The organism is Streptomyces sp. NPDC019890 (assembly GCF_044903445.1).
In the GTDB taxonomy this organism is placed as follows: domain Bacteria; phylum Actinomycetota; class Actinomycetes; order Streptomycetales; family Streptomycetaceae; genus Streptomyces.
This window is the reverse complement of sequence record NZ_JBJDQK010000004.1, coordinates 78,100-104,233: the sequence shown is the minus strand read 5'-3', so window position 1 is coordinate 104,233 and position 26,134 is coordinate 78,100. Positions and strand designations below refer to the sequence as shown.

The window sequence follows — 26,134 nt, the reverse complement described above, 5'->3', positions numbered from 1 at the left end:
AGGGACTACCGTGGGGCGGATGGGGACCATGCCCGAAGGAAGCAGTACGGCCGGCCCGAGCAGTCCGGCCGGCCCAAGCGGCGCGGCCGGCCCGAGCAGCCCGCGCACCCTCGCCGAAGCCCTGCGCACCCGCGCCGACGACGAGCTGGCCGCACTGCTGCGCGCCCGCCCCGATCTGCTGACCCCCGTGCCCAACGATTTGACGCAGCTGGCGACTCGGGCGGGCACGCGTGCCTCCGTCGTACGCGCACTCGAACGGCTCGACCGGTTCACGCTGCAGACCGCCGAGGCACTGGCCGTGGCCCCGGACCCCGCCCCGTACGAAACACTGCTCGCGCTGCTGACCGGCGACGAGGGCGACCTCACCATCGAGGCGGCGCTGCCGCACGCGGTGGACGTGCTGCGCGGGCAGGCGCTGGTCTGGGGCGGCGACGACCGGCTGCGGCTGGTGCGCACCGCCCGCGAACTGCTCGCCCCGTCCCCGACCCGTCCGTCCCCGACCGGTCTCGGGCCGACCGTCGCCGAGGCCACCGCGGGGATGTCGCCGACCCGGCTGCAGGAGATCCTGGCGGCGGCCGGGCTGCCGACGACGCACGACCCGGTCTCCGCGGTCGCGGCGCTGACCTCGCTGTTCACCGACCGGGAGCGGATGGCGGCGCTCCTGGACACCGCACCGCCGGAGGCGCTGACGGTACTTGACCGGCTGGTCTGGGGTCCGCCGTACGGAGAGGTGACGGCGACCCCCGCCCCGCCCGTGCGGTGGCTGCGCGACCGCGGGCTGCTGCTGCCCGCGTCACCGCGGACGGTTGTGCTGCCGCGCGAGGCCGCACTGCATCTGCGGGCGGGCCGCGCGCACCGGGCACCGGAGCCGGTGCCGCCGGCGGTCGCACCCGCCGCGGCGGCGTCGATGACCGCGGGCCGTCCACAGGTTGTGGACAGTGCGGCGGCGGCCCAGGCGTACACCGCGCTCACCACGGTCGAGGACCTGCTGAAGGACTGGCACGAGGGCGGGCCCGCGGTGATGCGGTCGGGCGGCCTCTCGGTACGCGACCTCAAGCGCACCGCGGCCGCGCTGGACACGAACGAGCAGATGGCCGGGTTCTGGCTCGAACTCGCTTATGCAGCAGGCCTGTTGGCGTCGGACGGCGAGGCGGACGAACGGTACGCACCGACGCCCGCGTACGACGACTGGCTCACGCTCCCGGCGGCCGAGCGGTGGGCGCATCTCGCGACGGCGTGGCTCGGCGCGACCCGCACCCCCGGCCTGATCGGCAGCCAGGACGCCAAGGGCCGTACGCTCTCTGCGCTCGGCCCGGAGCTGGACCGCTCGTCGGCCGCCGAGGTCCGCCGCCGGGTCCTGGAACTGCTGGCCGCGCTCCCGTCGGCCACGGCCCCCGCCCCTGAGACCGTGCTGGCCCGGCTGCGCTGGGAGCGCCCGCTCCGCGGCGGCGCGGCGGCACCCGATACGAACGCGGCCCGCAATGCGGCGGGCACCCCGACGGACCTGCGCTCGCGGATCGCGGCGTGGACGCTGACGGAGGCGGAGGTGCTGGGCATCACGGGCCGGGGCGCGCTGTCGACGCACGCGCGTGCGCTGCTGGGCGCCGACGCCGCGGCCTCGACGGCCGGGGTCGCACCGGCCTCGCGGCCCCTCAGCGACGAGCTCGTCCCGCCCGACTGCGCGGAGCTCGCCGCCCGCGCCGCCGCAGCACTCGCGCCGCTGCTGCCCGAGCCCCTCGACCATGTCCTCCTCCAGGCCGACCTCACGGCCGTCGCCCCCGGGCCCCTGGAGCGGCCGCTCGCCGAGACCCTCGCCGTGCTCGCCGACGTCGAGTCCAAGGGCGGCGCGACCGTCTACCGCTTCACGCCCGGCTCCGTGCGCCGCGCGCTCGACGCCGGGCGGTCCGCCTCCGAACTGCACACCTTCCTGGCCACGCACTCCCGCACCCCCGTGCCGCAGCCGCTCAGCTATCTGATCGACGACGTGGCCCGCCGCCACGGCCATCTGCGGATCGGCGCCGCATCCGCGTACGTACGCTGCGACGACGACGCGCTGCTGGGCGAAATCCTCGCGGACAAACGGTCCCAGGGCCTGCGCCTGCGCCGACTCGCGCCCACCGTCCTGGCCGCGCAGGCCGATCCGGCGACACTGCTCGAGGGCCTGCGCGCCATGGGGTACGCGCCCGCCGCCGAGTCCGCGGAGGGCGATGTCCTGATCACCCGCGCCCACGCCCGCCGCACCCCGCCCCGCACCCCGCCCGCCCCGGTGCCGGACGGCCCGCCGGTGCCCGACGGCACGCTGCTCGGCGCGGCGGTGAAGGCCATCCGCGCGGGCGACCTCGCGTCCACGGTCGTGCGCAAGCCCGTCCCGGAACCGGCACGCAACGGCGAGCTCCCGCGTACGACCTCCGCCGAGACCCTGGCCACGGTCCAGGCCGCGGCGATGACCGGCGCCGCGCTCTGGATCGGCTACGTCAACGCGGACGGCGCGGCCAGCCAGCGCGTCATCGCGCCCGTGCGCGTGGAGGGCGGCTTCGTCACGGCCTACGACCACACGGCGGACGAGGTGCGCACGTATCCGCTGCACCGCATCACCGGCGTCGCCGAACTCGCGGACGACCCCGCCTGACGGGCTTCACGCGCCTGACGGGCTTGACGGGCCGGGCAGGCTTGGCGGGCCCGGCGGGCCTCGCGACTGTCGCATGCGCGAACCTGCGCCCCAGCAGCAGATAGCCGAACAGCGCACCCGTCGTGTTGAGGATGACGTCGTCCACGTCGAAGGCCCGCCCCTCCACCAGTGCGCCCTGCGCCAGCTCGACCAGCGCCATCACCACCACGGTGAGCGCGATCACCCGCACCATGCGCATCGAGCGCGGTACGAGGACGGGCAGCAGCACGCCGAACGGCACCCCCAGCAGCAGGTTGCCGCCGATCTGCTTGCACGCGGCGAGGAAGGTGTAGTCCTCGGCGTACTGCCGCAGCGACGAGCCGGGCCGGAGGTTGGCCGTGGCGATGTCCGCGGAGGCGTGCGAAGGGGCGAGGGTCAGTCTGGCCAGTACGGCCGAGAAGGCCACCAGCGCCAGAAAAGCCACCACCACGGCACCCACGCGCAGTGCTGTTCTGCCCCTCGAAGTACGGGGCTGTGCTCCCGTTGTCATGGGGGTCCGGGTACCCCCGCCGCCTCCGGTCAGCCCTGGACGTTGCCGGGGGCCGCCGCCACGACGAAGGGGCAGGCCGGCGAGGTGCGGCCGCTCGTCCACTCCACCCCCGGGCTCAGTACGGCACACTGGAGGTTTGGCCTTACCGAAAGGGCGCAGGTGTGAACGGACCCCTCATCGTCCAGAGTGACAAGACGCTTCTCCTCGAAGTCGACCACGAGCTGGCGGACGAGTGCCGTCGCGCCATCGCCCCCTTCGCGGAGCTGGAGCGCGCGCCCGAGCACATCCACACCTACCGGGTCACCCCGCTCGGCCTGTGGAACGCCCGGGCCGCCGGGCACGATGCCGAGCAGGTCGTCGACGCGCTCGTGGCGTACTCCCGCTACCCCGTGCCGCACGCACTCCTCGTCGATGTCGCCGAGACGATGGCCCGCTACGGCCGGCTCACCCTCTCCAAGCACCCCGTCCACGGGCTCGTACTCACCACCACCGACCGGCCCGTGCTCGAGGAGATCCTGCGGTCCAGGAAGGTGCAGCCGCTGGTCGGGCCCCGGATCGACCCGGACACGGTCGCCGTGCATCCCTCCGAGCGCGGGCAGATCAAGCAGACGCTGCTGAAGCTGGGCTGGCCCGCCGAGGACCTCGCCGGATACGTCGACGGCGAGGCGCACCGTATCGACCTCGACGAGAGCGGATGGGCCCTGCGCCCGTACCAGAAGCAGGCCGTGGAGGGCTTCTGGCACGGTGGCTCGGGCGTGGTCGTACTCCCCTGCGGCGCCGGAAAGACGCTGGTGGGAGCCGGTGCGATGGCCCAGGCCAAGGCGACCACCCTCATCCTCGTCACCAACACGGTCTCGGCGCGGCAGTGGAAGCACGAGCTGGTCCGGCGCACCTCGCTGACCGAGGACGAGGTCGGCGAGTACAGCGGTACGAGGAAGGAGATCCGCCCCGTCACCATCGCCACCTACCAGGTGCTGACGACGAAGCGGAAGGGGATCTATCCCCATCTGGAGCTCTTCGACTCCCGCGACTGGGGCCTGATCGTCTACGACGAGGTGCATCTGCTGCCCGCGCCGGTGTTCAAGTTCACCGCGGACCTGCAGGCGCGGCGGCGGCTCGGTCTGACCGCGACGCTCGTACGCGAGGACGGCCGCGAGTCGGACGTCTTCTCGCTCATCGGGCCGAAGCGTTTCGACGCGCCGTGGAAGGAGATCGAGGCGCAGGGCTACATCGCGCCCGCGGACTGTGTGGAGGTGCGGGTCAATCTCACCGACTCCGAGCGGCTGGCGTACGCGACCGCCGAGACGGAGGAGAAGTATCGCTACTGCGCCACGACCGCGACCAAGCGGAAGGTGACGGAGGCGCTGGTACAGAGGTTCGCGGGCCAGCAGATCCTCGTCATCGGCCAGTACATCGACCAGCTCGACGAGCTGGGCGAGCATCTGAACGCGCCGGTCATCAAGGGCGAGACGTCGAACGCGCAGCGCGAGAAGCTCTTCGAGGCGTTCCGGCAGGGCGAGATCTCGGTGCTGGTCGTGTCGAAGGTCGCGAACTTCTCGATCGACCTGCCGGAGGCGACGGTCGCGATCCAGGTGTCTGGCACGTTCGGCTCCCGCCAGGAGGAGGCGCAGCGGCTGGGACGTGTGCTGCGGCCGAAGGCGGACGGCCACAAGGCCCACTTCTACTCGGTGGTCGCACGGGACACGATCGACCAGGACTTCGCGGCACACCGCCAGCGGTTCCTGGCGGAGCAGGGGTACGCGTACCGGATCGTCGACGCGGACGAGCTGCTGGCATAAGCGCATTTCAGGGAGCGCGGGGGTCGGGCTCCGGGTGCGGTACCAGGCCCGGGGCCGGCGCCGCGGCAGGCGCCAGTGCCGGCATCGTGAGCGCCAACGTCAGCACCAGCAGCGGATACGGAGACGCCGGCACCTGCTGCCACCACGACAGGCGCAGATCCAGGTCGCCCTCGTGCGGGACCAGCCACATCGTGCGGGCCAGGAAGACCACCGCCACCGTCGCCGCCGTACGCGTCCGGCCCTCCGCGAGCAGCACCGCCAGCAGCGGTACGCACCACACCCAGTGGTGCGACCAGCTGATCGGCGAGACGAGCAGCCCGGTGAACGCGACGACCAGGACACCCCGGGCCGCGCTCGCCGCCCGGCGGGCGATCCACAGGCCGGCGACGGCGGTGACCACGGCGGCGAGCATCCAGACCGGCCCCGGGTCGGGTGTGTGCAGCGCCCTGGCCAACAGGCCCTGCAGGGACTGGTTGTCGATGACCCACACCTTGCCCACCCGGTCCGTCTCGAAGATCCGCCGGGTCCAGAAGTCGAGGCTGGCCCCCGGCAGTACGAGCGCGCCCAGCAGCACGGTCCCGGCGAAGGAGGCGAGCGCGGTGAGCCCCGCCCGTACCCGACCGGTGATCAGCAGATGGAGGATGAACACGGCGGGCGTCAGCTTGACGCCCGCGGCGACGCCGAGCGCGAAGCCCTTGCCGATGGCCTCCTCGTCCCGGGACAGGTCCCACAGCACGAGGCAGACGAGGGCGAGGTTGATCTGGCCGAAGAGGAGCGTCTGGAAGACCGGTTCGAGCCAGAGGCCCACGGCGACGGCGGCGAGCACCAGCGGCTGCCGCGCGGGAAGCCCGGCGAACCGGCAGGAGAGCCGCACCAGCAGCGCGAGCAGCAGCGCGTTCCCGACGACGAAGACCACCTTGAGCGCCGGAACGGGCAGCCAGGTGGTCGGTACGAAGAGGATCGCGGCGAAGGGGGGATATGTGGCGGGCAGTCGCCACTGGGTGACGGTGAACCCGTAGAGATCGGTGCCGTTCGCGACGGCTGCTCCCTCGGCCCGGTACACGAGGGTGTCGACCATGGGGATGCGCTGCGCGATGCAGAGGGCGACGAGCGCGGTGATCGAGAGGGCGAGAGCGAGGGCGCCTACTGCGGTGAGTAAACGAGGGGTCACGTTCCGGTACGTCACGGCCGCGACCCTACTAGTGGATCAGTAGGTCTCTGCGCCGGTCAGCGGCGGTGGATGCCCGCTTCCTCGCCGTACTCCCCGAGCACGGCGACGCTGAACGCGGCGCCGGCGAAGACCTTGACCGCGCGCAGGGCGTTGCCGAGGCGGTGGGGGGGATGCTGGGTGGCGCCGGTGGCGGTCGCGCCGCGGCGTGGATGGGGGACACGGGGGGTGGGGGTGAAGGTTGCTGTGCTCATATCTCCATGATGGATCTCCGCGCCGGGTAGCACATCGACCTGCGGACTGAGCTGCGCGGATGCGCGCGTACGACTCCAGGCATAGGTCGTCCCCTACGGGGAGGATGTCCGGGCGTACGACGTGGGGCAAGTCCCAGCGCACGACCCCGGCAAATCCGGGCGTACGGCTCGGAAAGCCCCCCGTACACCGCTCCCAGAAATTCGGTCGCCCGCGTCCCCGCCCCTGACTACAATCGCCCGTCTTGCCCGCCTCCCTCTGCGGAGCGCCGCCGGCCGGACGGAATCCGGCCGGTTCGTCATGCCGCCCCGATCCATGCCGTAGCCGCCGGAGGCAACCCCGTGCCCGCGCACGCCCCTGAACCCCTGCAATCCCTGCAACCCGACTCCGACCCCGATCCGCTGTCGCGTGAGCGGGCCCACCTCACCGCCTCGCGTGCCGCGCTCCGCGCCATGCGCGAGGACGTCCAGGCACTCGACATCCGCGATGTCACCGCGAACTGGGTCAACGCCGCCGTCCTGGAGGCGCAGATCGAGGAGCGCATCAAGGCGCTCGCCGATCTCTCGCACACCCCGCTGTTCTTCGGCCGCCTCGACTATCTGCACACCGGGCTGGAAGGCCGGCGTTTCTACATCGGCCGCCGGCACGTCCACGACGGGGACGGCGACCCGATGGTCGTCGACTGGCGCGCACCCGTGTCGCAGCCCTTCTACCGGGCCTCCCGGAAGGACCCGCTGGACGTCGGCCTGCGCAGACGCTTCGGCTACACGGGCGGGGACCTCACGGCGTACGAGGACGAGCACCTCACCGACCCCGCCGAGCAAGAGCGGACCAGCAGGCTGCTCCAGGCGGAGATCGAACGGCCGCGCGTGGGCCCGATGCGTGACATCGTCGCCACGATCCAGCCGGAGCAGGACGAGATCGTACGGTCCGGGCTCGGCGGCACGGTGTGCGTGCAGGGCGGTCCCGGCACCGGGAAGACGGCGGTGGGCCTGCACCGGGTCGCGTATCTGCTGTACGCGCACCGCGAGCGGCTGGCCAAGACCGGCACGCTGGTGATCGGGCCGAACCGTTCCTTTCTGCACTACATCGAGCAAGTCCTGCCCGCGCTCGGCGAGTTGGAGGTCAAGCAGGCGACGGTCGACGACCTGGTGGCCCATGTGGAGGTGCAGGGCGCGGACCCGGCGGACGCCGCGGTGGTCAAGGGCGACGCGAGGATGGCGCAGGTGCTGCGGCGGGCCGTGCGCTCCCATGTCACGATCCCCACGGAGCCACTGATGGTGGTGCGCGGCTCGCGGCGGTGGCGCGTCCCGGCGTACGAACTCGAGGAGATCGTGCGCGAGTTGCTCGACCGCGACATCCGCTACGGCGCGGCACGCGACGCCCTTCCGCAGCGCATCGCGCACACGGTGCTGGTCCGCATGGAGCAGGCGGGCGAGGCGCCCGACGACCGGGTGCAGGACGCGGTGGCGCGCAATCCCGCGGTGAAGGCGGCCGTGAAGGCGGCATGGCCCCCGGTGGATCCGGCGAAGCTGGTGCTGCGGCTGCTGTCCGACCCGGACTTCCTCGCGTCGCACGCGGAGGGCGTGCTGAGCGAGGAGGAGCAGCGGACGATCCTGTGGGAGAAGCCGCCGCGCGGCGTCCGGTCCGCGAAATGGTCCCTGGCGGACGCGGTGCTGATCGACGAGGCGAACGATCTGGTGCAGCGTACGCATTCGCTGGGCCATGTCGTACTGGACGAGGCGCAGGACCTGTCCCCGATGCAGTACCGCGCGGTGGGCCGACGCTGCACCACGGGCTCGGCGACGGTCCTCGGCGACCTGGCGCAGGGCACAACGCCGTGGGCGACGGGGAGTTGGGCCGAAGCGCTGAGGCATCTGGGCAAGCCGGACGCTGCGGTGGAGGAACTGACGGCGGGCTTCCGCGTCCCGCGGGAGGTCATCGCGTACGCGTCCCGGCTGCTGCCGCACATGTCACCGGGCCTGACGGAGGTGACGTCGGTCCGCGAGACGCCGGGTTCGCTGTCGGTCCGTGAGGTGCGGGACCTGGACGCGGCGGTGGTGTCGGCGTGCGAGGAGTCGCTGCGGCGGGAGGGCTCGATCGGCCTGATCGCGGCGGACGCCCGGATCCCGGCGCTGGCCTCGGCGTTGACGGCCGCGGGCCATGCGTATCTCTCGCCGGGCGAGGAGACGACGGCCGAGTCCCGCCTCACGCTGGTCCCGGCGTCGCTCGCGAAGGGTCTGGAGTACGACTACGTCGTACTCGACGAGCCGGCCGCGGTGGTGGCGGCGGAACCGGACGAACGAACGGGCCTGCGCCGCCTGTACGTGTCCCTGACCCGAGCGGTCTCGGGCCTGACGGTCGTCCACGAGTCGCCGCTGCCGGCGCAATTGGCCTGACCTGCGGGGGGCGGGGCGCCCTTCGCGCGCGCGGTGACCGCGCTGGTAGCCCGAGCGGGGCATGGCGCCACTCACTTGGCCCAGGCAAGGGCGCCCCTGCTGGCGGAACGACGGGGGTGGCTGTGGGCTGGGCTGCGGACCACTCGGTCCGACCATTCGACTCATCGCACTCGCCTGGCCGGACGGGCCACGCGGGAAGGAAGACATGAACGGGAACAGCCAGCCCCCACGCTCCGCTCGCCGCAGGATACTGCTCGCTGCCGTGATGGCGGCGGCGGCGCTGACCGGTCAGCTGCTGATCGCAGCGCCCGCGGCTCAGGCAGACGGCGAAGACACCGAGACGGGAAGTTCGGGCAAGAAGGTCCAGCACGGACTGCAGGAGTTCACCGAGGACGGGACGTTCAGGATCCCCAGGGACGTCAAGACGGTCTACGTCCAGGCATGGGGCGCCGGGGGCGGCGGCGGTGGCGGCGGTGGCGGCGGCCTCCCGCTGAGCACCGGCCGCGCCGCTCAGGGCGCCGAGGGTGGTGACGGTGGCGGCGGCGGCGCCGGCGGCTTCGTCTACTGCGTGCTGAATGTGGCCTCGCAGATCCAAGGGGACGAAATCGCGGTGGACCTCGGCACCGGCGGCAACGGCGGCGAAGGCGGCGCGGCGGGCGAGCACGGTGACGACGGTGACGACGGTGGCGCGACGACCTTGGCCCACGACGGGAACGGGCTGCTCCACGCCGGTGGTGGCGGCGGCGGTGGGGGTGGCGAGGGCGGCACCGGCGTCGCGGGCGCCCCGGGCACCGGCGGCACGGCCGGCACCTGCTCCGGCTTTCCCCATGTGAGCCGGCCCGGCGACCCCGGCAACGGTACCGGCGGCCACCCCGCCGACGGCATCGTCAGCCCGCCCGACAACGCCGCCCAGGGCGGGGACGGCGGGAACGGTGGCGGCGTCCAACTCCACGGCGAGGACGGTACGCCCGGTGGCGACGGGTACGCCGTCATCTGGTACTGACACCGGACCACCCGGCTGAATCCGACCGGCCGCCACGGCTTCGGCCGTGGGGGCCGGTTCCGCTGCGAGGATGAGGCCCGGCGCGTAGCCAGTAGCCAGGCCTTGATCAGAGGCCTACGCGTCCAGCGCCCCCCGCCACTCCCGTACCGCTGACGCCTCGACCGGCGCCCCCCACCCCCGCGGCCGCGCCGCGCCCCCGATGTGGAAGCCGTCGATTCCCGCCGCCAGCAGCACCGCCACGTGCTCCAGCCGCAGCCCGCCGCCGACCAGGATCCGCGGCTCGTACGCCGGTTCGCCCCGGCGCCCCGCCTCCGCCAGCAGGGTCGGCAGGCCGTCGTCGACACCGGCCGCCGAGCCTGCGGTGAGATAGGTGTCAAGACCGGGGAGGTCCGCGAGCTGCTTGCGCAGGGCGTCCCGGTCCGCCGCCCGGTCGATCGCGCGGTGGAACGTCCACCGGCAGCCGTCCAGTTCGGCGACGAGCCGCTCGATCGTGACGAGGTCGGGCGAGCCGTCCTCGTCCAGGAAGCCGAGTACGAATTCGTCGGCACCCTCGGCGCGCAGCTCCCGTGCCGCACGTACCAGCGCATCGACGTCACCCGCCTCGAAGCCGTCGGCGAGTCGCAGCATCACGCGCAGCGGGATGTCGACGGCCGCGCGGATCCGGGCGAAGGTCTCCCGGGACGGCGTCAGCCCGTCCGCCGCCATGTCGGTGACCAGCTCCAGTCGGTCCGCCCCTCCGGACCGGGCCGCGACCGCGTCCTCCGCGTCGAGAGCGATCACCTCCAGGACTGCACGGTTGCTCATGTGACCCCATTCCTCCAGGGAGACTGCTACGGCTCAAACAGGTCTAGTCCAAACAGGTCTAGTCCAATCCCAGCGTAATGCGGATGTACTGCAAACACAGCCACCAGGAGCTGCCGCGTCCGGATCACATCGCGCATTGCATACTGGTGGGGGGTATGCAGACCGCCCGGGAGGAACCAAGCCCCCTCACCGGGGTCGAGCTCGCGTCGGCGGCATGACCTGCGCCGACTGCGCGGCGCGCAGGGAAAAGAAGCTCCACCGCATGACGAAAAGGCCGCGGGGAGGGCTCCTCCGCACACGACCTGATCGCGACGGTCGAGGCGCCCGCTCTCAGGGCGCGCACAAACCCGCGGCCGCAGTCACCAACCCGATGTGCGGGCGATCGCGGACGCGGGTCCTCTCAGCCGCCCAGCGCGCCGCTCCCGAACGACCCGCCGCCACGCTCCCCGTGCTGGGGCCGCTCCTCGCGCCCCTTGCCCGTGCTGTGCGTCGTGTGCGTCTTCATGTTGTAGGGCAGGAGCCGCCCCCCGTCCTGCGGGAAGAGATCCTCGTCCGACTCACGGACCTCTTCGATGTGCTCATGGGGGTGGTCGGGCAGCTTCGGCTGCTCTTCGGGGCGCGGTGGCACCTCTTGCTCCCGTCGCACTCCGTCCCACCACATGGCTGCCGCCAGGAGAGCCACGATGATGAATCCAAGAATGAAGGCCAATGCGATCATGGTTTCTGCCTCCGCACACGGGGATGACGCAGATGCCTTACAGGCATTATCGCCCGGTTGAGCCGTTTTAGTCGAAGAAGACCAGCTCCTTCTCGTTCGCCCCGCCGAGCTCATAGCGCGTGCCCGTCAGCAGCCGTACCGCACTCGAGGGGCTCCGCTCTAGAGTCGCCCCATGACCGACGACTTCGTGGACCTGCGCGCACGCTGGACCCAGACCCTCCTCGCCGCCCGCCACGGCGCGGGCGGACCGGACCCGCTGCCGTACGCCGACAACCTGCTCGCCCGCTGGTCGGAGCCGCAGCGTCACTACCACACGGTCGATCACCTGACGGCGGTGCTGAACCACATCGACGTGCTGGAGGAGCACGCCGCGGATCCGGACCTGGTCCGTCTCGCGGCCTGGTTCCACGACGCGGTCTACCTCCCGGACCGCTCCGAAAACGAGGAACGCTCCGCCCATCTGGCCGAACGCGCCCTCGCCGAGGCGGGGCTGGCCCCCGCCGCCACCGCCGAGGTCGCCCGACTGGTCCGCCTCACAGTCACCCACGCGCCTGCGGCCGACGACCTGAACGGCCAGGTCCTGTGCGACGCGGACCTGGCCATCCTTGCGGCGCCCCCGGAGCCGTACGCCGCGTACACCGCAGCCGTGCGCGAGGAGTACGCCTTCGTCCCGGACGACGCCTTCCGCGCGGGCCGCGCGGCGGTGCTGCGCCAGCTGCTCGGGCTGCCGCGACTGTTCCGTACGCCGCACGGGGAGCGGGAATGGGAGTCGCGTGCGCGGCACAACCTGGCGACAGAGCTGAAGCTGCTGGCCTGACGGCTCGCTGGGACAGGACCTTATGCGGGGCGTCCCTTGCGCCTCCGCAGGCCCGCCTTCGTCAGCAGCACGACCACCTCGCGGCTCGACACCTCCACCGCGCCCGCCGCCACCGCGTCCCCGTACCGGTGCGACGGCACGTCGTAGTGGTCCCGCTCGAAGGCCCTCGGCGGGCAGCCGATCGACGCGGCGAAGGCGTGCAGTTCCTCGTACGAGACGTCGCTGACCAAGTGCGACCACATCCGGCCGTGCCCCGGCCAGGTCGGCGGATCGATGTACACGGTCATGCAAGACCGCCGACCCGTGCCACCACCACGCCCGCCTTCGCGCAGACCCAGTGCGGATCCGGGCCGAGCTCCGGTTCGACGTCCAGTGCGTGCGGGTCGCCCGCGTCGCAGACCGGGCAGATCGGCCAGCGGCCGTACCGTTCGAGCAGTGCGTCCTGGACGTCCTGGGCGACCAGGCCCGCGACGTACTCCGCGCCCTCCGGCCACTGCTCCACCCACCAGCGGCGGTGCGCCACCGCCTCCTCGACCAGCGACACCACCCCGGCGTCCGCCACATCGCGTGCGGCCAGGTCGGCGAGGACCAGAGCGCGCGCCGCGTGCAGTGCCTGCTCCAGGGGGTTCGGGTGGTCCATGGAGCCATTGTCGCCCAATCGACCCCGACGATCTCCAGTACCTGGGGGGCGACTCTCCAGTACCTGGGGGGCGACTCTCCGGGACCTGGAGGGGTTGACGATGACGGAATGCCGAAAATATCTTTCAGGTGTGACCAATCCAGTGAAGGAAATTTTCAGCGGGGAGGCCCCACCCGCCCCCGCCGCCCTCGCGGCCAAGGTACGGACCCTCGCGCCGTCCATGACCCGCTCCATGCAGCGGGTCGCCGAAGCCGTCGCCGACGACCCCGCCGGCTGCGCGGCCCTCACGGTCACCGGCCTCGCCGAGCTCACCGGCACCAGCGAGGCCACCGTGGTCCGCACCGCCCGCATCCTCGGCTACCCCGGCTACCGCGATCTGCGCCTCGCGCTCGCCGGCCTTGCCGCCCACCAGCAGTCCGGCCGCGCACCCGCCGTCACCGCCGACATCGCCGTCGACGACCCCATCGCGGACGTGGTCGCCAAGCTCGCGTACGACGAGCAGCAGACCCTCGCAGACACGGCATCCGGCCTCGACACCGTCCAGCTCGGCGCGGCGGTCGCCGCCGCCGCGACCGCCCGCCGTATCGACATCTACGGCGTCGGCGCATCGTCCCTCGTCGGTATGGACCTCGCGCAGAAGCTGGCGCGCATCGGCCTCATCGCGCACGCCCACGCCGACCCGCACCTCGCCGTCACCAACGCCGTGCAGCTGCGCTCCGGGGACGTGGCCATCGCCATCACCCACTCGGGGTCGACCGGCGACGTCATCGAGCCGCTGCGTGTCGCCTTCGACCGCGGCGCGACGACGGTCGCGATCACCGGCCGCCCGGACGGTCCCGTCTCGCAATACGCCGACCATGTGCTGACCACGTCCACCGCCCGCGAGAGCGAGCTGCGCCCGGCCGCGATGTCGTCCCGCACGAGTCAACTCCTCGTCGTCGACTGCCTGTTCATAGGCATCGCGCAGCGTACGTACGAGACGGCGGCCCCTGCCCTCGCCGCCTCGTACGAGGCCCTGGCGCACCGGCACAGCCCCCGCACCCGCTGAGCCCCGAGCTCCCAGTCCCCCCACACATGAGAAAGCGGAGCCGTTCTTCATGACCTCCACGCCGTCCGCGTCGTCCACGCCGTCCGCGCATGGTGAGCTCCGCGCTCAGCTGGCCGCCCTCACCACGGAGGCGTTCCGGCCCGAGCTCGCCGAGATCGACCGGTTGCCCACCCTCGAGATCGCCCGGATCATGAGCGACGAGGACCGGACCGTTCCCGCCGCCGTCGCCGCGCAGCTGCCGCGGATCGCCGCCGCGATCGACGCCACCGCCGAGCGGATGGCCCGCGGCGGCCGGCTGATATACGCGGGCGCGGGCACGGCGGGGCGCCTCGGCGTACTGGACGCGAGCGAGTGCCCGCCCACCTTCAACACCGACCCGGCCGAGGTCGTCGGCCTGATCGCGGGCGGCCCCACCGCCATGGTCACCGCGGTCGAGGGCGCCGAGGACAGCAAGGAGCTGGCCGCCGCCGACCTGGAAGCGCTGAAGCTGACCGTGGACGACACGGTGGTCGGGATATCCGCATCGGGCCGTACTCCGTACGCCATCGGCGCGGTGGAGCACGCCCGCTCCCTCGGCGCGCTCACCGTCGGCCTGTCCAACAACGCCGACAGCGCGCTCGGCGCGGCCGCCGAGCACGGCATCGAGGTCGTCGTCGGCCCCGAACTGCTCACCGGGTCGACGCGGTTGAAGGCCGGCACGGCGCAGAAGCTCGTCCTCAACATGATCTCGACGATCACGATGATCCGGCTCGGCAAGACGTACGGAAACCTGATGGTGGACGTCCGCGCCTCCAACGAGAAACTGCGCGCCCGTTCGCACCGGATCGTCGCGCTGGCGACGGGTGCGTCGGACAGCGTCATCGAGGCCGCACTCTCCGCGGCCGAAGGAGAGGTGAAGACCGCGATCCTCATCGTGCTGGCCGAGGTCGACGCCCCCACCGCGAACCGTCTCCTCACCGACGCGAACGGGCACTTGCGCGCCGCACTCGCCGACGCGCACCCCTGACACGCAGTGCACCCCCACCCCCCACAGCAAGGCACCGCGCACCATGGCACCAGAGAAGAACCACGCCGCCACCGCCGCCGAGATCCTCCCCCTCGTCGGCGGCGCCGCGAACATTTCGTCCGTCGCCCACTGCATGACCCGCCTCCGCCTGGGCCTGCACGACCGCTCCCTCGTACAGGACGAGGCGCTGAAGGCGCTCCCCGCGGTCCTGGGCGTGGTCGAGGACGACACGTACCAGATCGTGCTGGGGCCGGGCACGGTCGCCCGGGTCACGCCGGAGTTCGAGGCGCTGCTGACGGCGCCTCCCCGGACGGCCTCGGACCTGACCGCGCAGGGCGCCGCCATCAAGGCCGCCCAGCAGGCCCGGAACGCAACGCCGTTCAAGCTCTTCCTGCGCCGCATCGCGAACATCTTCGTACCGCTGATCCCTGCCCTCATCGGCTGCGGCATCATCGCCGGACTGAACGGCCTGCTCACCAACCTCGGCTGGCTGCCGTCCGTCGTGCCCGCGCTCGCCGCGATCGCGTCCGGCTTCATGTCGCTGATCGCCGTCTTCGTCGGCTACAACACCGCGAAGGAGTTCGGGGGTACGCCGATTCTGGGCGGCGCGGTCGCCGCGATCATCGTGTACGCGGGGGTCGCGAAGGTGACGGCCTTCGGCGTGACGCTCTCCCCCGGTCAGGGCGGCGTACTGGGCGCGCTGGGCGCCGCGGCCCTCGCCGTGTACGTCGAGAAGTGGTGCCGCCGCTGGGTCCCGGAGTCCCTGGACGTGCTGGTGACCCCGGCCCTCACCGTGCTGGTCTCCGGCCTGGTCACCATCTTCGGCCTGATGGTCGTGGCCGGCGAGGTCTCCACCGCGATCGGCGACTTCGCCAACTGGCTGCTGGCCTACGGCGGCGCGGGCGCGGGCTTCGTACTCGGCGGCCTCTTCCTCCCGCTGGTGATGCTCGGCCTGCACCAGGCGCTGATCCCCATCCACACCACGCTGATCGAGCAGCAGGGCTACACCGTCCTGCTCCCGATCCTCGCGATGGCGGGCGCGGGCCAGGTCGGGGCGGCAACCGCGGTGTACTTCCGCCTGCCCCACAACACCGCGATCCGCGCCACCATCAGGTCCGCACTCCCGACAGGCCTCCTGGGTGTCGGCGAACCTCTGATCTACGGTGTCTCGCTCCCCCTGGGCCGCCCCTTCGTCACGGCCTGCGTCGGCGGCGCGTTCGGCGGCGGCTTCGTCGGCCTGTTCAACATGCTGGGTGACACGGTGGGTTCAACGGCGATCGGCCCGTCGGGCTGGGCGCTGTTCCCACTGCTCGACGGCAACAGGGGCCTGGGCGGGACGGTCGCGATCTACGCGGGGGGCCTGCTGACGGGCTATCTGGTGGGCTTCTTCGCCACGTACTTCTTCGGCTTCAGCAGGCAGCTGCTGGCGGACTTCAACGTGGCCCCGGAGCACGGAGCGACGGCTTCCGCGGACCCCGCGAAGGCACCGGCCACCACCCGCGTGTGACGCGTACGCCTCACAGGTTATGGTGCGGTCTTACGCGATCACTCAGCATCGCTCGCGGACCGCCGGACCTGACCCCGGCGACCGCTTCATGACCTGTGGGGGGTCCCTCGACGTGACGGTCACCGACAGCAAGGGCGCCACCGCCACCCGCCAGGATGCGGGCGTACTCGACTTCACGCTGAGGCCGCAGTTCACCGAGATGGAGCCGGACGCGCAGACCAGCAGGGACGACCGCGCACTGCGGCTGAACACCAAGCTGATGGGCGTGCAGCCGGGCAGCGGCGACCTCGTACCGCTGCCGGGCCGCGAGGTGCGCTTCACCCGCACGTACGACGGTGCCAAGCCCGAGCCGGACACCACCCTCACGGCGGTCACCGGTGCCGGGGGCGAGGTCACCAGCCCCGAGTTCGCCATGGAGAACTGGGCCAGTTTCGAGGCCCGTTACTCCGAGGACAGCGACGTGGCGCACGGCTCGGCGAGCAACTACGAACGCCCCTCGATCACCGCGTACAACGTCGTCCTGACCGCGCAGGCGGACAAGACCCGCGCGCTGCCCGGCGAGACGGTCACCGTCACCGGCCGCGCGACGCACGACGGGGCGGCGGAGCCCGGCACCACCGTCCGCGTCAGCCTCGGCGACGACGATCGCGGCACCACGTGGGGCGAGACCGTCACGACGGACGCCGACGGCAGGTTCACCGCGAAGCTGACCGGCACGCCCGGCATCCGGCTGAGCGGCTGGGTCGCGGAGGCGACCGAGTTCTACGTCTGGGCCACGCCGGTGACCGGACCGCTCGCGCTGCCCGACGAGTCGCGGATCGACAGGGTGAGCTCCAGGCTCACGGCGGACGGCAAGGTCACGGTCACGGGCCGGTTCCGCAACCCGTACGACCACGAGAACCGCCACGACTACGAGCCCGTCCAGCTGGAGCTCTCGGCGGACGGCAAGACCGGCTGGAAGAAGGTCGCGAGTGCGCAGGCGAGCCTGGAATCCGCGAACTTCACCCTGAACGCGACGACCACCACCGGCGGTTACTACCGCGTGCGTCATGTGCTGAGCGACAGGTTCACCGAGAGCGTGGGCCCGGTGCACCACCTCGTCCGTACCCAGACGCGGGTGCTGTCCGTCAACGCCGCGCCCGAGCCGGTGAAGTCGGGCACAACGCTCACGGTCACGGGCGTGCTCCAGCAGAACGCGGGCGGCTGGAAGACGTACGCGTCACAGCCGGTGCAGCTCTGCTTCCAGGCGAAGGGCACGAAGACCTGGTCCGTGGCGGCGTCCGGCCGCACGGACGCCAAGGGCAGGGCAACGCTGAGGGCGAAGGCGTACAAGGACGGCTCGTGGCTGATCCGCTACGTCCCGGACGCGACGCACTTTGCGAGCACGGCGACGCCGGACTACGTCGACGTGCGCTGAAATCCCGTTTCCGCCGACGGAAGTTCCAGCCCGGCCGGCGGACACTCAGGCCCCGCCGGCGATTGAGGTGCGGGGGTGCGGGGGAGGAGCCCCCGGCCCTCGCCCCGGCCCGCCGCGCCCCTACGCCGTCCCCGCGTCCGGGCACTCCGCAGCCCGGGGCCCGTCCCCGCTCACGTACTCGACCCGCAGCCCCTCGCTCTCCTCCACGACGAACATCGTGCCCCGGGCGGGACTCCAGCCCCGGGAGACCAGGAAGATACGGTCGCCCGACACATGGAAGAGCCGCAGCCCGGCATAGCGGTAGCGGAAGGCGCTCGCCTTGCCGGCGATCGTGAAGCGACAACTGCCGCGGCCGTGGATGAGCAGATCGTCCTTGCTGAACACGGCGACGGCCGGCATCCCGGTGTCGACAGTCCTCGCGGTCAGGGCCGCGCGGCCCCGGCCGACGATGCCCGCGTAAGAGGACACTGCCCAGAACAGCGCGAGTACGGCGACCAGGAGGCAGAGGGTCCACATGCGCAGATCCCGGCTCTCGCGCGTGCGGGCATAGCCGGTGAGCAGGAACCCGGCGATCGTCGCCAGCGGCACCAGCAGATCGAAGAGCGCGGGGTGGAGGGGCATCAGAGGGAGCAGGAGCAGCGGCGGCACCCAGGCATGACGCAGTAGGCGCAGCGGGGTCGCCGCCGCGCCGGGGTCGCGCTGTACGCGACGGTGCGCCGCGAGGGCGGCGAACGCGGCGGCCGCGCCGAGCAGCACCGGGAGGTAGAGGGCGTCGACGCTGCGGAGCAGATAGTCGCTGGTGGAGAAGTGGAACACGGTGTCGCGCAGCCCGAGGGCTTTGGCTTCGGCGTCGGAGCTGGACCAGCCGAAGTAGAAGAGCACGGCGGTGAAGAGGGAGATGAGCGACCCGACGGTCCCGATGAACTCGGTGAGCCCGGCACGCCCGGCCGCTTCGGGCCGAGGCGCGGCGCCACCGTCCGGCTCGGGGTCCGGGGCGGGGTCCCCACCGGGGTCCGGGACCGGATCCGGTGCGGGGTCTCCACCGGGGTCCGGCTCGGGGTCGGCGTCCGGGTCTGGTGGACTGCCGGCGGCAGGCGGTGCCGGGTCCGGGGCGGTCACGGCACCGAGAGGAAGGAAGGCGAAGGGGAGTCCGTGGACGAGGAGTTCGGGGACGGAGATTCCCCGCCCGAACCCGGGTTCGTCGATCCGTCAATTCTGATCGCGCCACGCTTGGTCATTGAGCCACCCCCCTCGAAATGAAGCGTCAGATCCACCAGCCCGGCTCCCGTGAAGGACTCCGGTAGCTCGATCGCGACCGCGGCGCCCTCGCAACATTGCTTATGGCGCGGCTCCAGCGTCAGCACCTTGGCCGCCCCCTCAACCTCGAGGTCCACGTTCACGACCTCGCTCGGCCAGGTGCCCTCCACCCGGAACCCCCAGTACGGCGGCTTCAACACGACCTCGGGCCCCGGGATCACCGCCGCGATACCCAGCGGGCATGCGGTGGTGCCGCGCGAACTCGGATGCAGCGTGACCTTCCCCCGCGGATGCTGACGATGCCAGTTCACCACCTGCTTCAGCATCCGGTACGCCGCCGTCTCGCGGCAGCCGCCGTGGGTGAATCCGGGCCCGTGCAACGAGTCGTACAGCCGCACTGCCTCGTTCCACTGTGAGGTGTCACCCTTCGCCGCCAGGCAGGCGAGCGTCAGGGCGTGAACAAGGTTCCAAGACTTGCTCCCGGTGCTGTGCTGCCTGACAGCATCGCGAGCGTCGGAACACTTGAACACCCACAACTGGTCGTAGACGTCCTCCGGGTCGATCCCGGCGTTCGTATTGGGCGAGTCCGGCCCCCATGGCAACCAGGCGAATTCCGCGTCCTTGCCCCCGCCACCGTCCCCACCGCCATTCCCACCGCCATTCCCCGAGCCGCCGGACCCGTCGTCGTCGGAGGGATTCCAGGTGGGCCCGCCGGAGTCCGGGCCCGAGCTCCACTCACCGCCGTCCGCTCCCGCGCTTCCCCGCGGCGGCGCGCTCTCCCCGTCGCCTCCGCCACCGCAGCCCGTCAGCATCAAAGCCGCGGCCAGCACCCCCGACACCAGCACTCCGCAGCCTGCCCCGCACAGTTCGACCAGCCATGGGACCCCCCCCGTACATGCCCGATGGCTACTCATCATGGCCAGGTGAGCCCGCCGCGAGAAAGATGGCGCACAGCCCGCGTCCGAGAAAATCCCCCACCATTCTGCGCGGCAGTTTCCCGCGCAACTCCAGCCTCTCCGGCAGCACGCCAAAAAGGGCTGATAGGCCATGCTCACTGTCGCCGCACATCTCGAACTGCCGCACAGAGGAGTTGATCGATGGCGAAAGAGGAAGCCGAGAACGAACCTGGGGCCGTCGAACTGCCGGACCCTTCGGGGACCGGCGCCGATCCGCGCGTGGCGCTGGGCGAAGAGCCCGTCCGCCGCGGCGCCGCAGTATCCCCGGCACGGACTCCAGGGCGTTCCCACGGGGAAGCGACGCACTCGCCGGGTGTCGTGGACACTCCGGACCCGCAGTCGGAGGGATGAGACCGTGGGCCTGACCATCCGCAACCAGTATTCAGCGCGCTTATACGTCGCGATCGGGTTCTACGACAACTCCTGCCCTTACAACACAGGGCCGCACCTCATGGGGTGGTGGGGCATAGACCCGGGCAGAGGGTCGCTGGTCTACGCGAACGATGTGAACCAGTACAGCCCCATGTGGTTCTACTTCGCCGAGGCCGCGAACGGCCCGGTCTGGGCCGGATCGCATGTCGTCCAGATTCCGAACCAGGCATTCAACCGGTGCGAGAAACCAGGGGTGTCCGGCGGGTACGCACGAGGCTTCCGCGAACTCCATGTCGGCGACAATGAGGACTTCACCCTCAACCTCACGGGATAGCCGCAGCTGAGCGTTGCAGCAGCACCTGACGCGTGACATCGGTCAGGTGCTGCCGTCGGCCGACCGCGGACGCAGCCCGGTCCGCGTTCATCGCGGGGCTCACAGGCTGAGGGCGTCCTCGGAGTTGTTCAGCCAGGCCGTCACGGAGTTCGTGGGCGACACGTACAGACCGGGAGTCGATGCCTTGAGCGGCTTCTGCTCCAGGTCGGACGCCGTGTTCATCGTCATCCGGATGTAGTTGACGGTCTTGCCCTTGCCGTCCTTCTTGCCGCCCATCAGGCCGGCGTAGGCCGACTCGCCCGGCTTGAGCACGAGGTCCTTGCCGGGGAGCGTCTCCTTGCGCTCGTTCGCCTGCCCGTCCAGGTCACCGAAGGTCACGATGGGGGAGGTGAGGGCCTTGCACGGCTTGCCGCTCTTGTTGGTGATCTTCAGCAGGTAGCTGCTCGTGGTGGGTTCGGCCAGGGTCGCGGTGAACGTCACGTCATAGGTGCTGCAAGGGAACAGGTCGTACTCGGGGTCGGGGGACGAGCCGCCGCCCGTGGAGTCCGACGACTTCGCGGGCGAGGGCTTCGCGGGCGACGGCTTCGCGGTCGCGGGACTGCCGGTCGACGGCTTCGCGGTCGACGGGCTCGCGGTCGCCTTGTCCGTGCCGCTCGGCTTGGCGTCCGAGCCCCCGCTGGGCTCACAGGCCGTCAGAGCCAGTGCGGATACGGCGGCGAGCACGACGGCGGCTCTGTGAACGTTGGTCCTCATCTGATGTTCCCCCCGAGTGAGAAGCGCGCATGCGCTGGGCAGAGCACGAGCTTCCCGTACAACCTTCACAGCTTGGTGACGGTGTCTTGCCGAATCCACCACGGAAAAGCCCGAGGGTTCTCGAAAACCGTTATGGCGGCGTCCTCATCCGCTCTCCCACGTGCCGGACCGACCGGCAGAGTACGGATGAGAGCGGAGAATCCATGCACCACCGTGACGAGGACACCCAGTTCCTGGACCCGGCGACCAGCCGCGGAAGCGCCGAGGGCCGGGGCGGACGACGGAGAGCTGCGGGCGCGGGGCGCCACGGGCGTCGGGGCCGGGCAGGCGGGCGGCCGATGGCCGCAATCGCGGTGGCCGGCACCGTCGCGGTCGCGGTCGTCGCCGGCGGAGTCTTCGTCCTGAGCGGTACGGACGAAGACTCCGCCAGTACCCGGGGCGCAGCTTCCGTGCAGCAGGCGCCGGCGGATGCCTCCCTCGACGGCCTCTCGAAAGCCTCTCCCACCCCCACGGCATCCGCCCCGCCTTCTGCCACTCCGTCGGCCACTTCCGTGAAAACAAAGGGTCCTACCGCCACGCCCAGTGCCCCGGCCCGCCGGGCGCCCAGGCCCGGGACTGCTCCGGCGAAGCGCAGGCAGCAGTCCGCCCCTGCCGGTTCGGGCGCGAGCGTCCCCACCGCGGGAAATCCTGTGACCGGCAAGGCCGCCGACTACGTCCAGCGGATTGCCGCGCTGGTCAACGCCGAACGCGCCAAGGCCGGGTGCTCGCCCCTGCGCGTCGACGGCCGAGTGCAGGCCGCCGCCCAGGCGCACGCCGACGACATGGCAGCCCGCAACTACTACGAGCACACAAGCCCGGAGGGGCGGCATGCCGACGACCGGATGAACGCCGCCGGCTATCCCGTCGGCAAGTGGGGGGAGAACATACACAAAGGGCCGAAGGACCCCGTCTCCGCGATGCGTGACTGGATGAACAGCCCCGGGCACCGCGACAACATACTGGACTGCGGGTTCAAGGACCTGGGCGTCGGCGTGAACTTCAGCGCGAACGGCCCCTGGTGGGTGCAGAACTTCGGCGGCTGACCGCCAGAGCACCCGACGGACGGTGCGGGCTCAGGCCGGCGTGGCGAGGTTCTGGACCCACACCGTCCCGTCGGGACCGGGTACGGCTGCCACGCCGGTGTCCCGGTACCGGCAGTCGAGCATGTTGTCCTGATGGATCGAGCCGTCCATCCAGTCATCGACCACCGTTGCGGGTTTGCCAGGACCCTGGTCCAGATTCTCGGCCCACCGGCTCAGGTCGTATCCGGCTGCCGAGATCCGGGCGTCGGCATGCCGTCCCTCCGGGTCGGCATGGTCGAAGTAGCCACGCGCCACCATGTCCTTGGCATGTTTGCGGGCCGCGGCACTGAGTCGCGGATCGATCCGCAGCGGGGCGCAGCCGGCCTCGGCTCGCCGGGAGTTGACCAGGGCGGTGAGACGTTCCTCAACGCTCGCCGCGGACGGAGAGGGCTTGGGGGGCTTCACGACGGGTGAGGCGGTGGGGGTCGGCATGCGTGTCGGACTGGGGGTGCGAGTGGGCTTCGCAGCGGGCGGAGCCGCCACCGGGGCCCGGTCGGCCGAAGGCTTCGCGGTGGGCCACACCAGGGCGAGGAGTACGCCGACCACGACCACGATCCCTCCGACTGTCGCCGCCACGGGTACGCTCAGCCCCCCGCCGGTTGCGCCGGTCGGGTCCCCGGGCTGCCCCGTCCCGGCGAGGTCCCCCTGGCCGGCCGTGCCGAACTGGCTCGGCGGAACGGGAGGGTGGCCGTCGAGCGGGACCACCATCGCCATGCCGGCCAGCAGTCCCTCTGCGGGTACGAGATTCGACCAGTGCCCCGAGCAGCGGGCGCACACGCGCACGTGCTTGGCCATCCGCTTGCGCCACACCGGCGAGGGCTGCCCGTCCCAGGCCGCGGAGACGGCGGCCAGTTCGACGCAGCGCGGCTCGGTGGCCAGCGCACGGGACACGACACGGCCCAGTTCCAGCTGGGTCTTCATCCGCTGGATGCGGACCGCGGCGTGCTGCGGAGTGACATCCAGCGCCCCGGCAAGCTCGGCACGGCTCAGTTGCCCTGCGGCCTCTTGCCACCACAGGGCCAGCAGTTCACGATCGCTCTCGTCCAGCCAGCGGGTGGCCTCGGCGACCTCGCGGCGCTGTCCGGACAGCCCCAGACGCAGGATGGTGAGATCCACGAAGTCACCGGTCGGGTCGGCGGTCTCCGCCACGCGGTCCAGCGGGGCTGTGGGGGTCTGCTGCTGGAGCGTCCAGCGCCGACGTATCTGGTTCATCGCTATCGCGACCAGCCAGGAGCGGAAGCGGGAGGGCTCGCGCAGCCCGCCGAGTCCGTCGAGTGCACGGAACATGGTCTCCTGCACCACGTCGTCGACGTCCGCGTGGCCGTCCAGTGCCCGGCCGACGATGTTGTAGACGAGGGGAAGGTAGTCGGCGACCAGCCGCTCCCGGGCCTGCTGGTCCCCCGCCCTCGCCTCCGTCACCAGTTCCGGACTGTGTCTGTCGTCCCTGTGCATACGTGCCCTCGCCCCTTGCCTGTTCGACCCCGTCGCTCAGAGTCCTGCCTGGAGGAGACCTGTGGGCGCCGATCGGATAACAGAAACCGACTCGCCCTCCCCGGCCCGGATCCTGAAACGCCCGAGGGCGGTACCCCCCTGGGAGTGGGGGTACCGCCCTCGGTCAGGACCGGGTCCGAGCCGATGAGGCTCAGAAGTCCATGTCACCGCCCGGCATGCCGCCCGGAGCGGCCGCAGAGGCCTTCTCCGGCTTGTCGGCGATGACGGCCTCGGTGGTCAGGAACAGCGCCGCGATGGAGGCCGCGTTCTGCAGGGCAGAGCGGGTCACCTTCGCGGGGTCGATGATGCCCTCGGCGATCATGTCGACGTACTCACCGGTCGCGGCGTTGAGGCCGTGACCCACGGTCAGGTTGCGCACCTTCTCCACAACGACGCCGCCCTCAAGGCCGGCGTTGACCGCGATCTGCTTCAGCGGGGCCTCCAGGGCCAGCTTCACAGCGGCGGCACCAGTGGCCTCGTCACCTTCGAGCTCGAGCTTCTCGAAGACGGCGGACGCCTGGATGAGCGCCACGCCACCACCGGCGACGATGCCCTCCTCGACGGCGGCCTTGGCGTTGCGCACCGCGTCCTCGATGCGGTGCTTGCGCTCCTTGAGCTCGACCTCGGTCGCGGCGCCGGCCTTGATGACGGCCACGCCGCCGGCCAGCTTCGCGAGGCGCTCCTGGAGCTTCTCGCGGTCGTAGTCCGAGTCGGAGTTCTCGATCTCGGCACGGATCTGGTTGACGCGACCGGCAACCTGGTCGCTCTCGCCCGCACCGTCGACGATCGTGGTCTCGTCCTTGGTGATGACGACCTTGCGGGCGCGGCCCAGCAGGTCCAGGCCGGCGTTCTCGAGCTTGAGGCCGACCTCCTCGGAGATGACCGTGCCGCCGGTGAGGATGGCGATGTCGTTGAGCATCGCCTTGCGGCGGTCGCCGAAGCCCGGGGCCTTGACGGCAACGGACTTGAAGGTGCCGCGGATCTTGTTGACGACCAGGGTCGACAGGGCCTCGCCCTCGACGTCCTCGGCGATGATCAGCAGCGGCTTGCCGGACTGCATGACCTTCTCGAGGAGCGGCAGCAGGTCCTTGACCGAGCTGATCTTCGAGTTGACGATCAGGATGTACGGGTCGTCGAGCGACGCCTCCATACGCTCCATGTCGGTGGCGAAGTACGCCGAGATGTAGCCCTTGTCGAAGCGCATACCCTCGGTGAGCTCCAGCTCCAGACCGAAGGTCTGGGACTCCTCGACGGTGATGACGCCTTCCTTGCCGACCTTGTCCATGGCCTCGGCGATGAGCTCGCCGATCTGGGTGTCGGCGGCGGAGATGGAGGCGGTCGAAGCGATCTGCTCCTTGGTCTCCACGTCCTTGGCCTGCTCGAGCAGGGCACCCGAGACGGCCTCGACGGCCTTCTCGATGCCGCGCTTGAGGGCCATCGGGTTGGCGCCGGCGGCTACGTTGCGCAGGCCCTCGCGAACCAGGGCCTGGGCGAGAACGGTCGCGGTGGTCGTACCGTCGCCGGCGACGTCGTCCGTCTTCTTGGCGACTTCCTTGACCAGCTCGGCGCCGATCTTCTCGTACGGGTCCTCGAGCTCGATCTCCTTGGCGATGGAAACACCATCGTTGGTGATCGTGGGGGCGCCCCACTTCTTCTCGAGGACGACGTTACGGCCCTTGGGGCCAAGGGTGACCTTGACGGCGTCGGCGAGCTGGTTCATCCCGCGCTCGAGACCGCGCCGTGCCTCCTCGTCGAACGCGATGATCTTGGCCATGTGAAGTGGTCCTCCCGGACTGGGGTGGATTCTCCGGACCGCGCCTGGCGCCCGCGACGGACGGCCTGCAGGCCTTGTGGTTCCTTGCCCCACCCGGCTTGCGGACCTCACCGACCCGGTCCTCGTTGTCACTCTCACTGTCAGAGTGCTAACGCCAATGATTAGCACTCGACCCCGGAGAGTGCAAGCGCCCGAAGGGCTCCGTGAGGGGTGGTCGGGCGACGCGAGGGCGCAAGCCCTCGGGCTCCGTGAGAGGAGCCGGTCGGGCGCAGGCGACCGTGCGCGCAGTCCCCGCCGCGCGGGGACGCGCACGAAGGGCCCGCATCCCTCGCGGGATGCG

General features: G+C 71.3%; 23 protein-coding genes. 11 read left to right on the top strand and 12 right to left on the bottom strand.

The features are described 5' to 3' along the window. The first annotated feature begins 19 nt into the window (after positions 1–19). Positions 20–2,629: a helicase-associated domain-containing protein gene (locus ACI2LP_RS12770; RefSeq protein ID WP_404724544.1), complete on the top strand. Its 2,610-nt coding sequence runs from the start codon at positions 20–22 to the stop codon at positions 2,627–2,629. Here the strand turns inward: ACI2LP_RS12770 and ACI2LP_RS12765 are convergent. Beyond that, positions 2,592–3,095: a VanZ family protein gene (locus ACI2LP_RS12765; protein WP_404724543.1), complete on the bottom strand. Its 504-nt coding sequence runs from the start codon at positions 3,093–3,095 to the stop codon at positions 2,592–2,594. The two genes, ACI2LP_RS12770 and ACI2LP_RS12765, sit on opposite strands and share 38 nt — an antisense overlap. A 224-nt stretch (positions 3,096–3,319) precedes the next feature. Between ACI2LP_RS12765 and ACI2LP_RS12760 the strand changes: the two genes are divergently transcribed. Beyond that, positions 3,320–4,957, top strand: coding sequence for a DNA repair helicase XPB (locus ACI2LP_RS12760; RefSeq protein ID WP_404724542.1), 1,638 nt, complete (start codon positions 3,320–3,322; stop codon positions 4,955–4,957). Positions 4,958–4,964: 7 nt separating this feature from the next. On the opposite strand, the gene ACI2LP_RS12755 is transcribed toward ACI2LP_RS12760, so the two are convergent. Together ACI2LP_RS12755 and ACI2LP_RS12750 are read right to left on the bottom strand one after the other, a co-directional pair. After that, complete coding sequence (locus ACI2LP_RS12755; RefSeq protein ID WP_404724541.1) at positions 4,965–6,143, bottom strand: glycosyltransferase 87 family protein; 1,179 nt, start codon at positions 6,141–6,143, stop codon at positions 4,965–4,967. 41 nt (positions 6,144–6,184) lie between these two features. After that, positions 6,185–6,379 (bottom strand): hypothetical protein, encoded by a 195-nt coding sequence (locus ACI2LP_RS12750; RefSeq protein WP_404724540.1) that lies wholly within the window; start codon positions 6,377–6,379, stop codon positions 6,185–6,187. Between the two features lie 339 nt (positions 6,380–6,718). Between ACI2LP_RS12750 and ACI2LP_RS12745 the strand changes: the two genes are divergently transcribed. Together ACI2LP_RS12745 and ACI2LP_RS12740 are read left to right on the top strand one after the other, a co-directional pair. Beyond that, on the top strand, positions 6,719–8,776 hold the full coding sequence (locus ACI2LP_RS12745; RefSeq protein ID WP_404724539.1) for a HelD family protein: 2,058 nt from the start codon (positions 6,719–6,721) through the stop codon (positions 8,774–8,776). A 205-nt stretch (positions 8,777–8,981) separates the two neighbouring features. Then, positions 8,982–9,779 (top strand): hypothetical protein, encoded by a 798-nt coding sequence (locus tag ACI2LP_RS12740; RefSeq protein ID WP_404724538.1) that lies wholly within the window; start codon positions 8,982–8,984, stop codon positions 9,777–9,779. Positions 9,780–9,893: 114 nt separating this feature from the next. On the opposite strand, the gene ACI2LP_RS12735 is transcribed toward ACI2LP_RS12740, so the two are convergent. Then, positions 9,894–10,583 carry a copper homeostasis protein CutC gene (locus ACI2LP_RS12735; protein WP_404724537.1) on the bottom strand — a complete coding sequence of 230 codons (690 nt, stop codon included), beginning with the start codon at positions 10,581–10,583 and terminating at the stop codon, positions 9,894–9,896. Between the two features lie 400 nt (positions 10,584–10,983). Beyond that, the gene (locus tag ACI2LP_RS12730) at positions 10,984–11,415 is read right to left on the bottom strand and encodes a DUF6479 family protein (protein ID WP_404724536.1); all 432 of its coding nucleotides are present in this window, start codon (positions 11,413–11,415) and stop codon (positions 10,984–10,986) included. A 58-nt stretch (positions 11,416–11,473) separates the two neighbouring features. On the opposite strand from ACI2LP_RS12730, the gene ACI2LP_RS12725 reads away from it, so the two are divergent. Beyond that, a complete protein-coding gene (locus tag ACI2LP_RS12725) occupies positions 11,474–12,118 on the top strand; it encodes a hypothetical protein (RefSeq protein ID WP_404724535.1) in 645 nt (214 codons plus the stop codon). Between the two features lie 20 nt (positions 12,119–12,138). Here the strand turns inward: ACI2LP_RS12725 and ACI2LP_RS12720 are convergent, their stop codons facing one another. Next, positions 12,139–12,405: a DUF4031 domain-containing protein gene (locus tag ACI2LP_RS12720; protein ID WP_404724534.1), complete on the bottom strand. Its 267-nt coding sequence runs from the start codon at positions 12,403–12,405 to the stop codon at positions 12,139–12,141. After that, positions 12,402–12,758 (bottom strand): hypothetical protein, encoded by a 357-nt coding sequence (locus ACI2LP_RS12715; RefSeq protein ID WP_404724533.1) that lies wholly within the window; start codon positions 12,756–12,758, stop codon positions 12,402–12,404. Before ACI2LP_RS12715 ends, ACI2LP_RS12720 begins: the two co-directional genes overlap by 4 nt. Before the next feature lie 130 nt (positions 12,759–12,888). Here ACI2LP_RS12715 and ACI2LP_RS12710 point away from each other — a divergent pair, with 130 nt between their 5' ends. From ACI2LP_RS12710 to ACI2LP_RS12695, 4 genes are all read left to right on the top strand, one after another. Continuing rightward, positions 12,889–13,806 carry a MurR/RpiR family transcriptional regulator gene (locus tag ACI2LP_RS12710; RefSeq protein ID WP_404724532.1) on the top strand — a complete coding sequence of 306 codons (918 nt, stop codon included), beginning with the start codon at positions 12,889–12,891 and terminating at the stop codon, positions 13,804–13,806. 49 nt (positions 13,807–13,855) lie between these two features. Then, the gene (gene murQ / locus ACI2LP_RS12705; protein ID WP_404724531.1) at positions 13,856–14,812 is read left to right on the top strand and encodes an N-acetylmuramic acid 6-phosphate etherase; all 957 of its coding nucleotides are present in this window, start codon (positions 13,856–13,858) and stop codon (positions 14,810–14,812) included. Positions 14,813–14,855: 43 nt separating this feature from the next. After that, positions 14,856–16,319, top strand: a complete 1,464-nt coding sequence (locus ACI2LP_RS12700) for a PTS transporter subunit EIIC (RefSeq protein WP_404724530.1) — start codon at positions 14,856–14,858, stop codon at positions 16,317–16,319. Positions 16,320–16,431: 112 nt separating this feature from the next. Beyond that, positions 16,432–17,736, top strand: a complete 1,305-nt coding sequence (locus ACI2LP_RS12695) for a hypothetical protein (RefSeq protein ID WP_404724529.1) — start codon at positions 16,432–16,434, stop codon at positions 17,734–17,736. Positions 17,737–17,856: 120 nt separating this feature from the next. On the opposite strand, the gene ACI2LP_RS12690 is transcribed toward ACI2LP_RS12695, so the two are convergent. Then, complete coding sequence (locus ACI2LP_RS12690) at positions 17,857–18,855, bottom strand: hypothetical protein (RefSeq protein ID WP_404724528.1); 999 nt, start codon at positions 18,853–18,855, stop codon at positions 17,857–17,859. Continuing rightward, positions 18,852–19,832 carry a hypothetical protein gene (locus ACI2LP_RS12685; RefSeq protein ID WP_404724527.1) on the bottom strand — a complete coding sequence of 327 codons (981 nt, stop codon included), beginning with the start codon at positions 19,830–19,832 and terminating at the stop codon, positions 18,852–18,854. The genes ACI2LP_RS12690 and ACI2LP_RS12685 overlap by 4 nt, the downstream gene beginning before the upstream one ends. Positions 19,833–20,304: 472 nt before the next feature. Between ACI2LP_RS12685 and ACI2LP_RS12680 the strand changes: the two genes are divergently transcribed. Beyond that, positions 20,305–20,655 (top strand): DUF1036 domain-containing protein, encoded by a 351-nt coding sequence (locus ACI2LP_RS12680; RefSeq protein ID WP_404724526.1) that lies wholly within the window; start codon positions 20,305–20,307, stop codon positions 20,653–20,655. Between the two features lie 99 nt (positions 20,656–20,754). Here ACI2LP_RS12680 and ACI2LP_RS12675 read toward each other — a convergent pair whose 3' ends face one another. Continuing rightward, complete coding sequence (locus tag ACI2LP_RS12675; protein ID WP_404724525.1) at positions 20,755–21,408, bottom strand: DUF4232 domain-containing protein; 654 nt, start codon at positions 21,406–21,408, stop codon at positions 20,755–20,757. Positions 21,409–22,097: 689 nt separating this feature from the next. Here ACI2LP_RS12675 and ACI2LP_RS12670 point away from each other — a divergent pair. Continuing rightward, complete coding sequence (locus tag ACI2LP_RS12670; protein ID WP_404724524.1) at positions 22,098–22,490, top strand: CAP domain-containing protein; 393 nt, start codon at positions 22,098–22,100, stop codon at positions 22,488–22,490. Positions 22,491–22,520: 30 nt separating this feature from the next. On the opposite strand, the gene ACI2LP_RS12665 is transcribed toward ACI2LP_RS12670, so the two are convergent. Both ACI2LP_RS12665 and groL read right to left on the bottom strand, forming a co-directional pair. Continuing rightward, positions 22,521–23,981 carry a sigma-70 family RNA polymerase sigma factor gene (locus ACI2LP_RS12665; RefSeq protein ID WP_404724523.1) on the bottom strand — a complete coding sequence of 487 codons (1,461 nt, stop codon included), beginning with the start codon at positions 23,979–23,981 and terminating at the stop codon, positions 22,521–22,523. A 190-nt stretch (positions 23,982–24,171) separates the two neighbouring features. Continuing rightward, on the bottom strand, positions 24,172–25,794 hold the full coding sequence (gene groL, locus ACI2LP_RS12660) for a chaperonin GroEL (protein ID WP_360868123.1): 1,623 nt from the start codon (positions 25,792–25,794) through the stop codon (positions 24,172–24,174). Between the last annotated feature and the right edge of the window lie 340 nt (positions 25,795–26,134).

Coding starts and splice junctions, on each gene's coding strand:
- ACI2LP_RS12770 (WP_404724544.1), top strand. CDS start 20: ATGGGGACCATGCCCGAAGGAAGCAGTACGGCCGGCCCGAGCAGTCCG.
- ACI2LP_RS12750 (WP_404724540.1), bottom strand. CDS start 6,379: ATGAGCACAGCAACCTTCACCCCCACCCCCCGTGTCCCCCATCCACGC.
- ACI2LP_RS12740 (WP_404724538.1), top strand. CDS start 8,982: ATGAACGGGAACAGCCAGCCCCCACGCTCCGCTCGCCGCAGGATACTG.
- ACI2LP_RS12735 (WP_404724537.1), bottom strand. CDS start 10,583: ATGAGCAACCGTGCAGTCCTGGAGGTGATCGCTCTCGACGCGGAGGAC.
- ACI2LP_RS12730 (WP_404724536.1), bottom strand. CDS start 11,415: ATGAGCTCGGCGGGGCGAACGAGAAGGAGCTGGTCTTCTTCGACTAAA.
- ACI2LP_RS12725 (WP_404724535.1), top strand. CDS start 11,474: ATGACCGACGACTTCGTGGACCTGCGCGCACGCTGGACCCAGACCCTC.
- ACI2LP_RS12720 (WP_404724534.1), bottom strand. CDS start 12,405: ATGACCGTGTACATCGATCCGCCGACCTGGCCGGGGCACGGCCGGATG.
- ACI2LP_RS12715 (WP_404724533.1), bottom strand. CDS start 12,758: ATGGACCACCCGAACCCCCTGGAGCAGGCACTGCACGCGGCGCGCGCT.
- murQ (WP_404724531.1), top strand. CDS start 13,856: ATGACCTCCACGCCGTCCGCGTCGTCCACGCCGTCCGCGCATGGTGAG.
- ACI2LP_RS12700 (WP_404724530.1), top strand. CDS start 14,856: ATGGCACCAGAGAAGAACCACGCCGCCACCGCCGCCGAGATCCTCCCC.
- ACI2LP_RS12675 (WP_404724525.1), bottom strand. CDS start 21,408: ATGAGGACCAACGTTCACAGAGCCGCCGTCGTGCTCGCCGCCGTATCC.
- ACI2LP_RS12665 (WP_404724523.1), bottom strand. CDS start 23,981: ATGCACAGGGACGACAGACACAGTCCGGAACTGGTGACGGAGGCGAGG.
- groL (WP_360868123.1), bottom strand. CDS start 25,794: ATGGCCAAGATCATCGCGTTCGACGAGGAGGCACGGCGCGGTCTCGAG.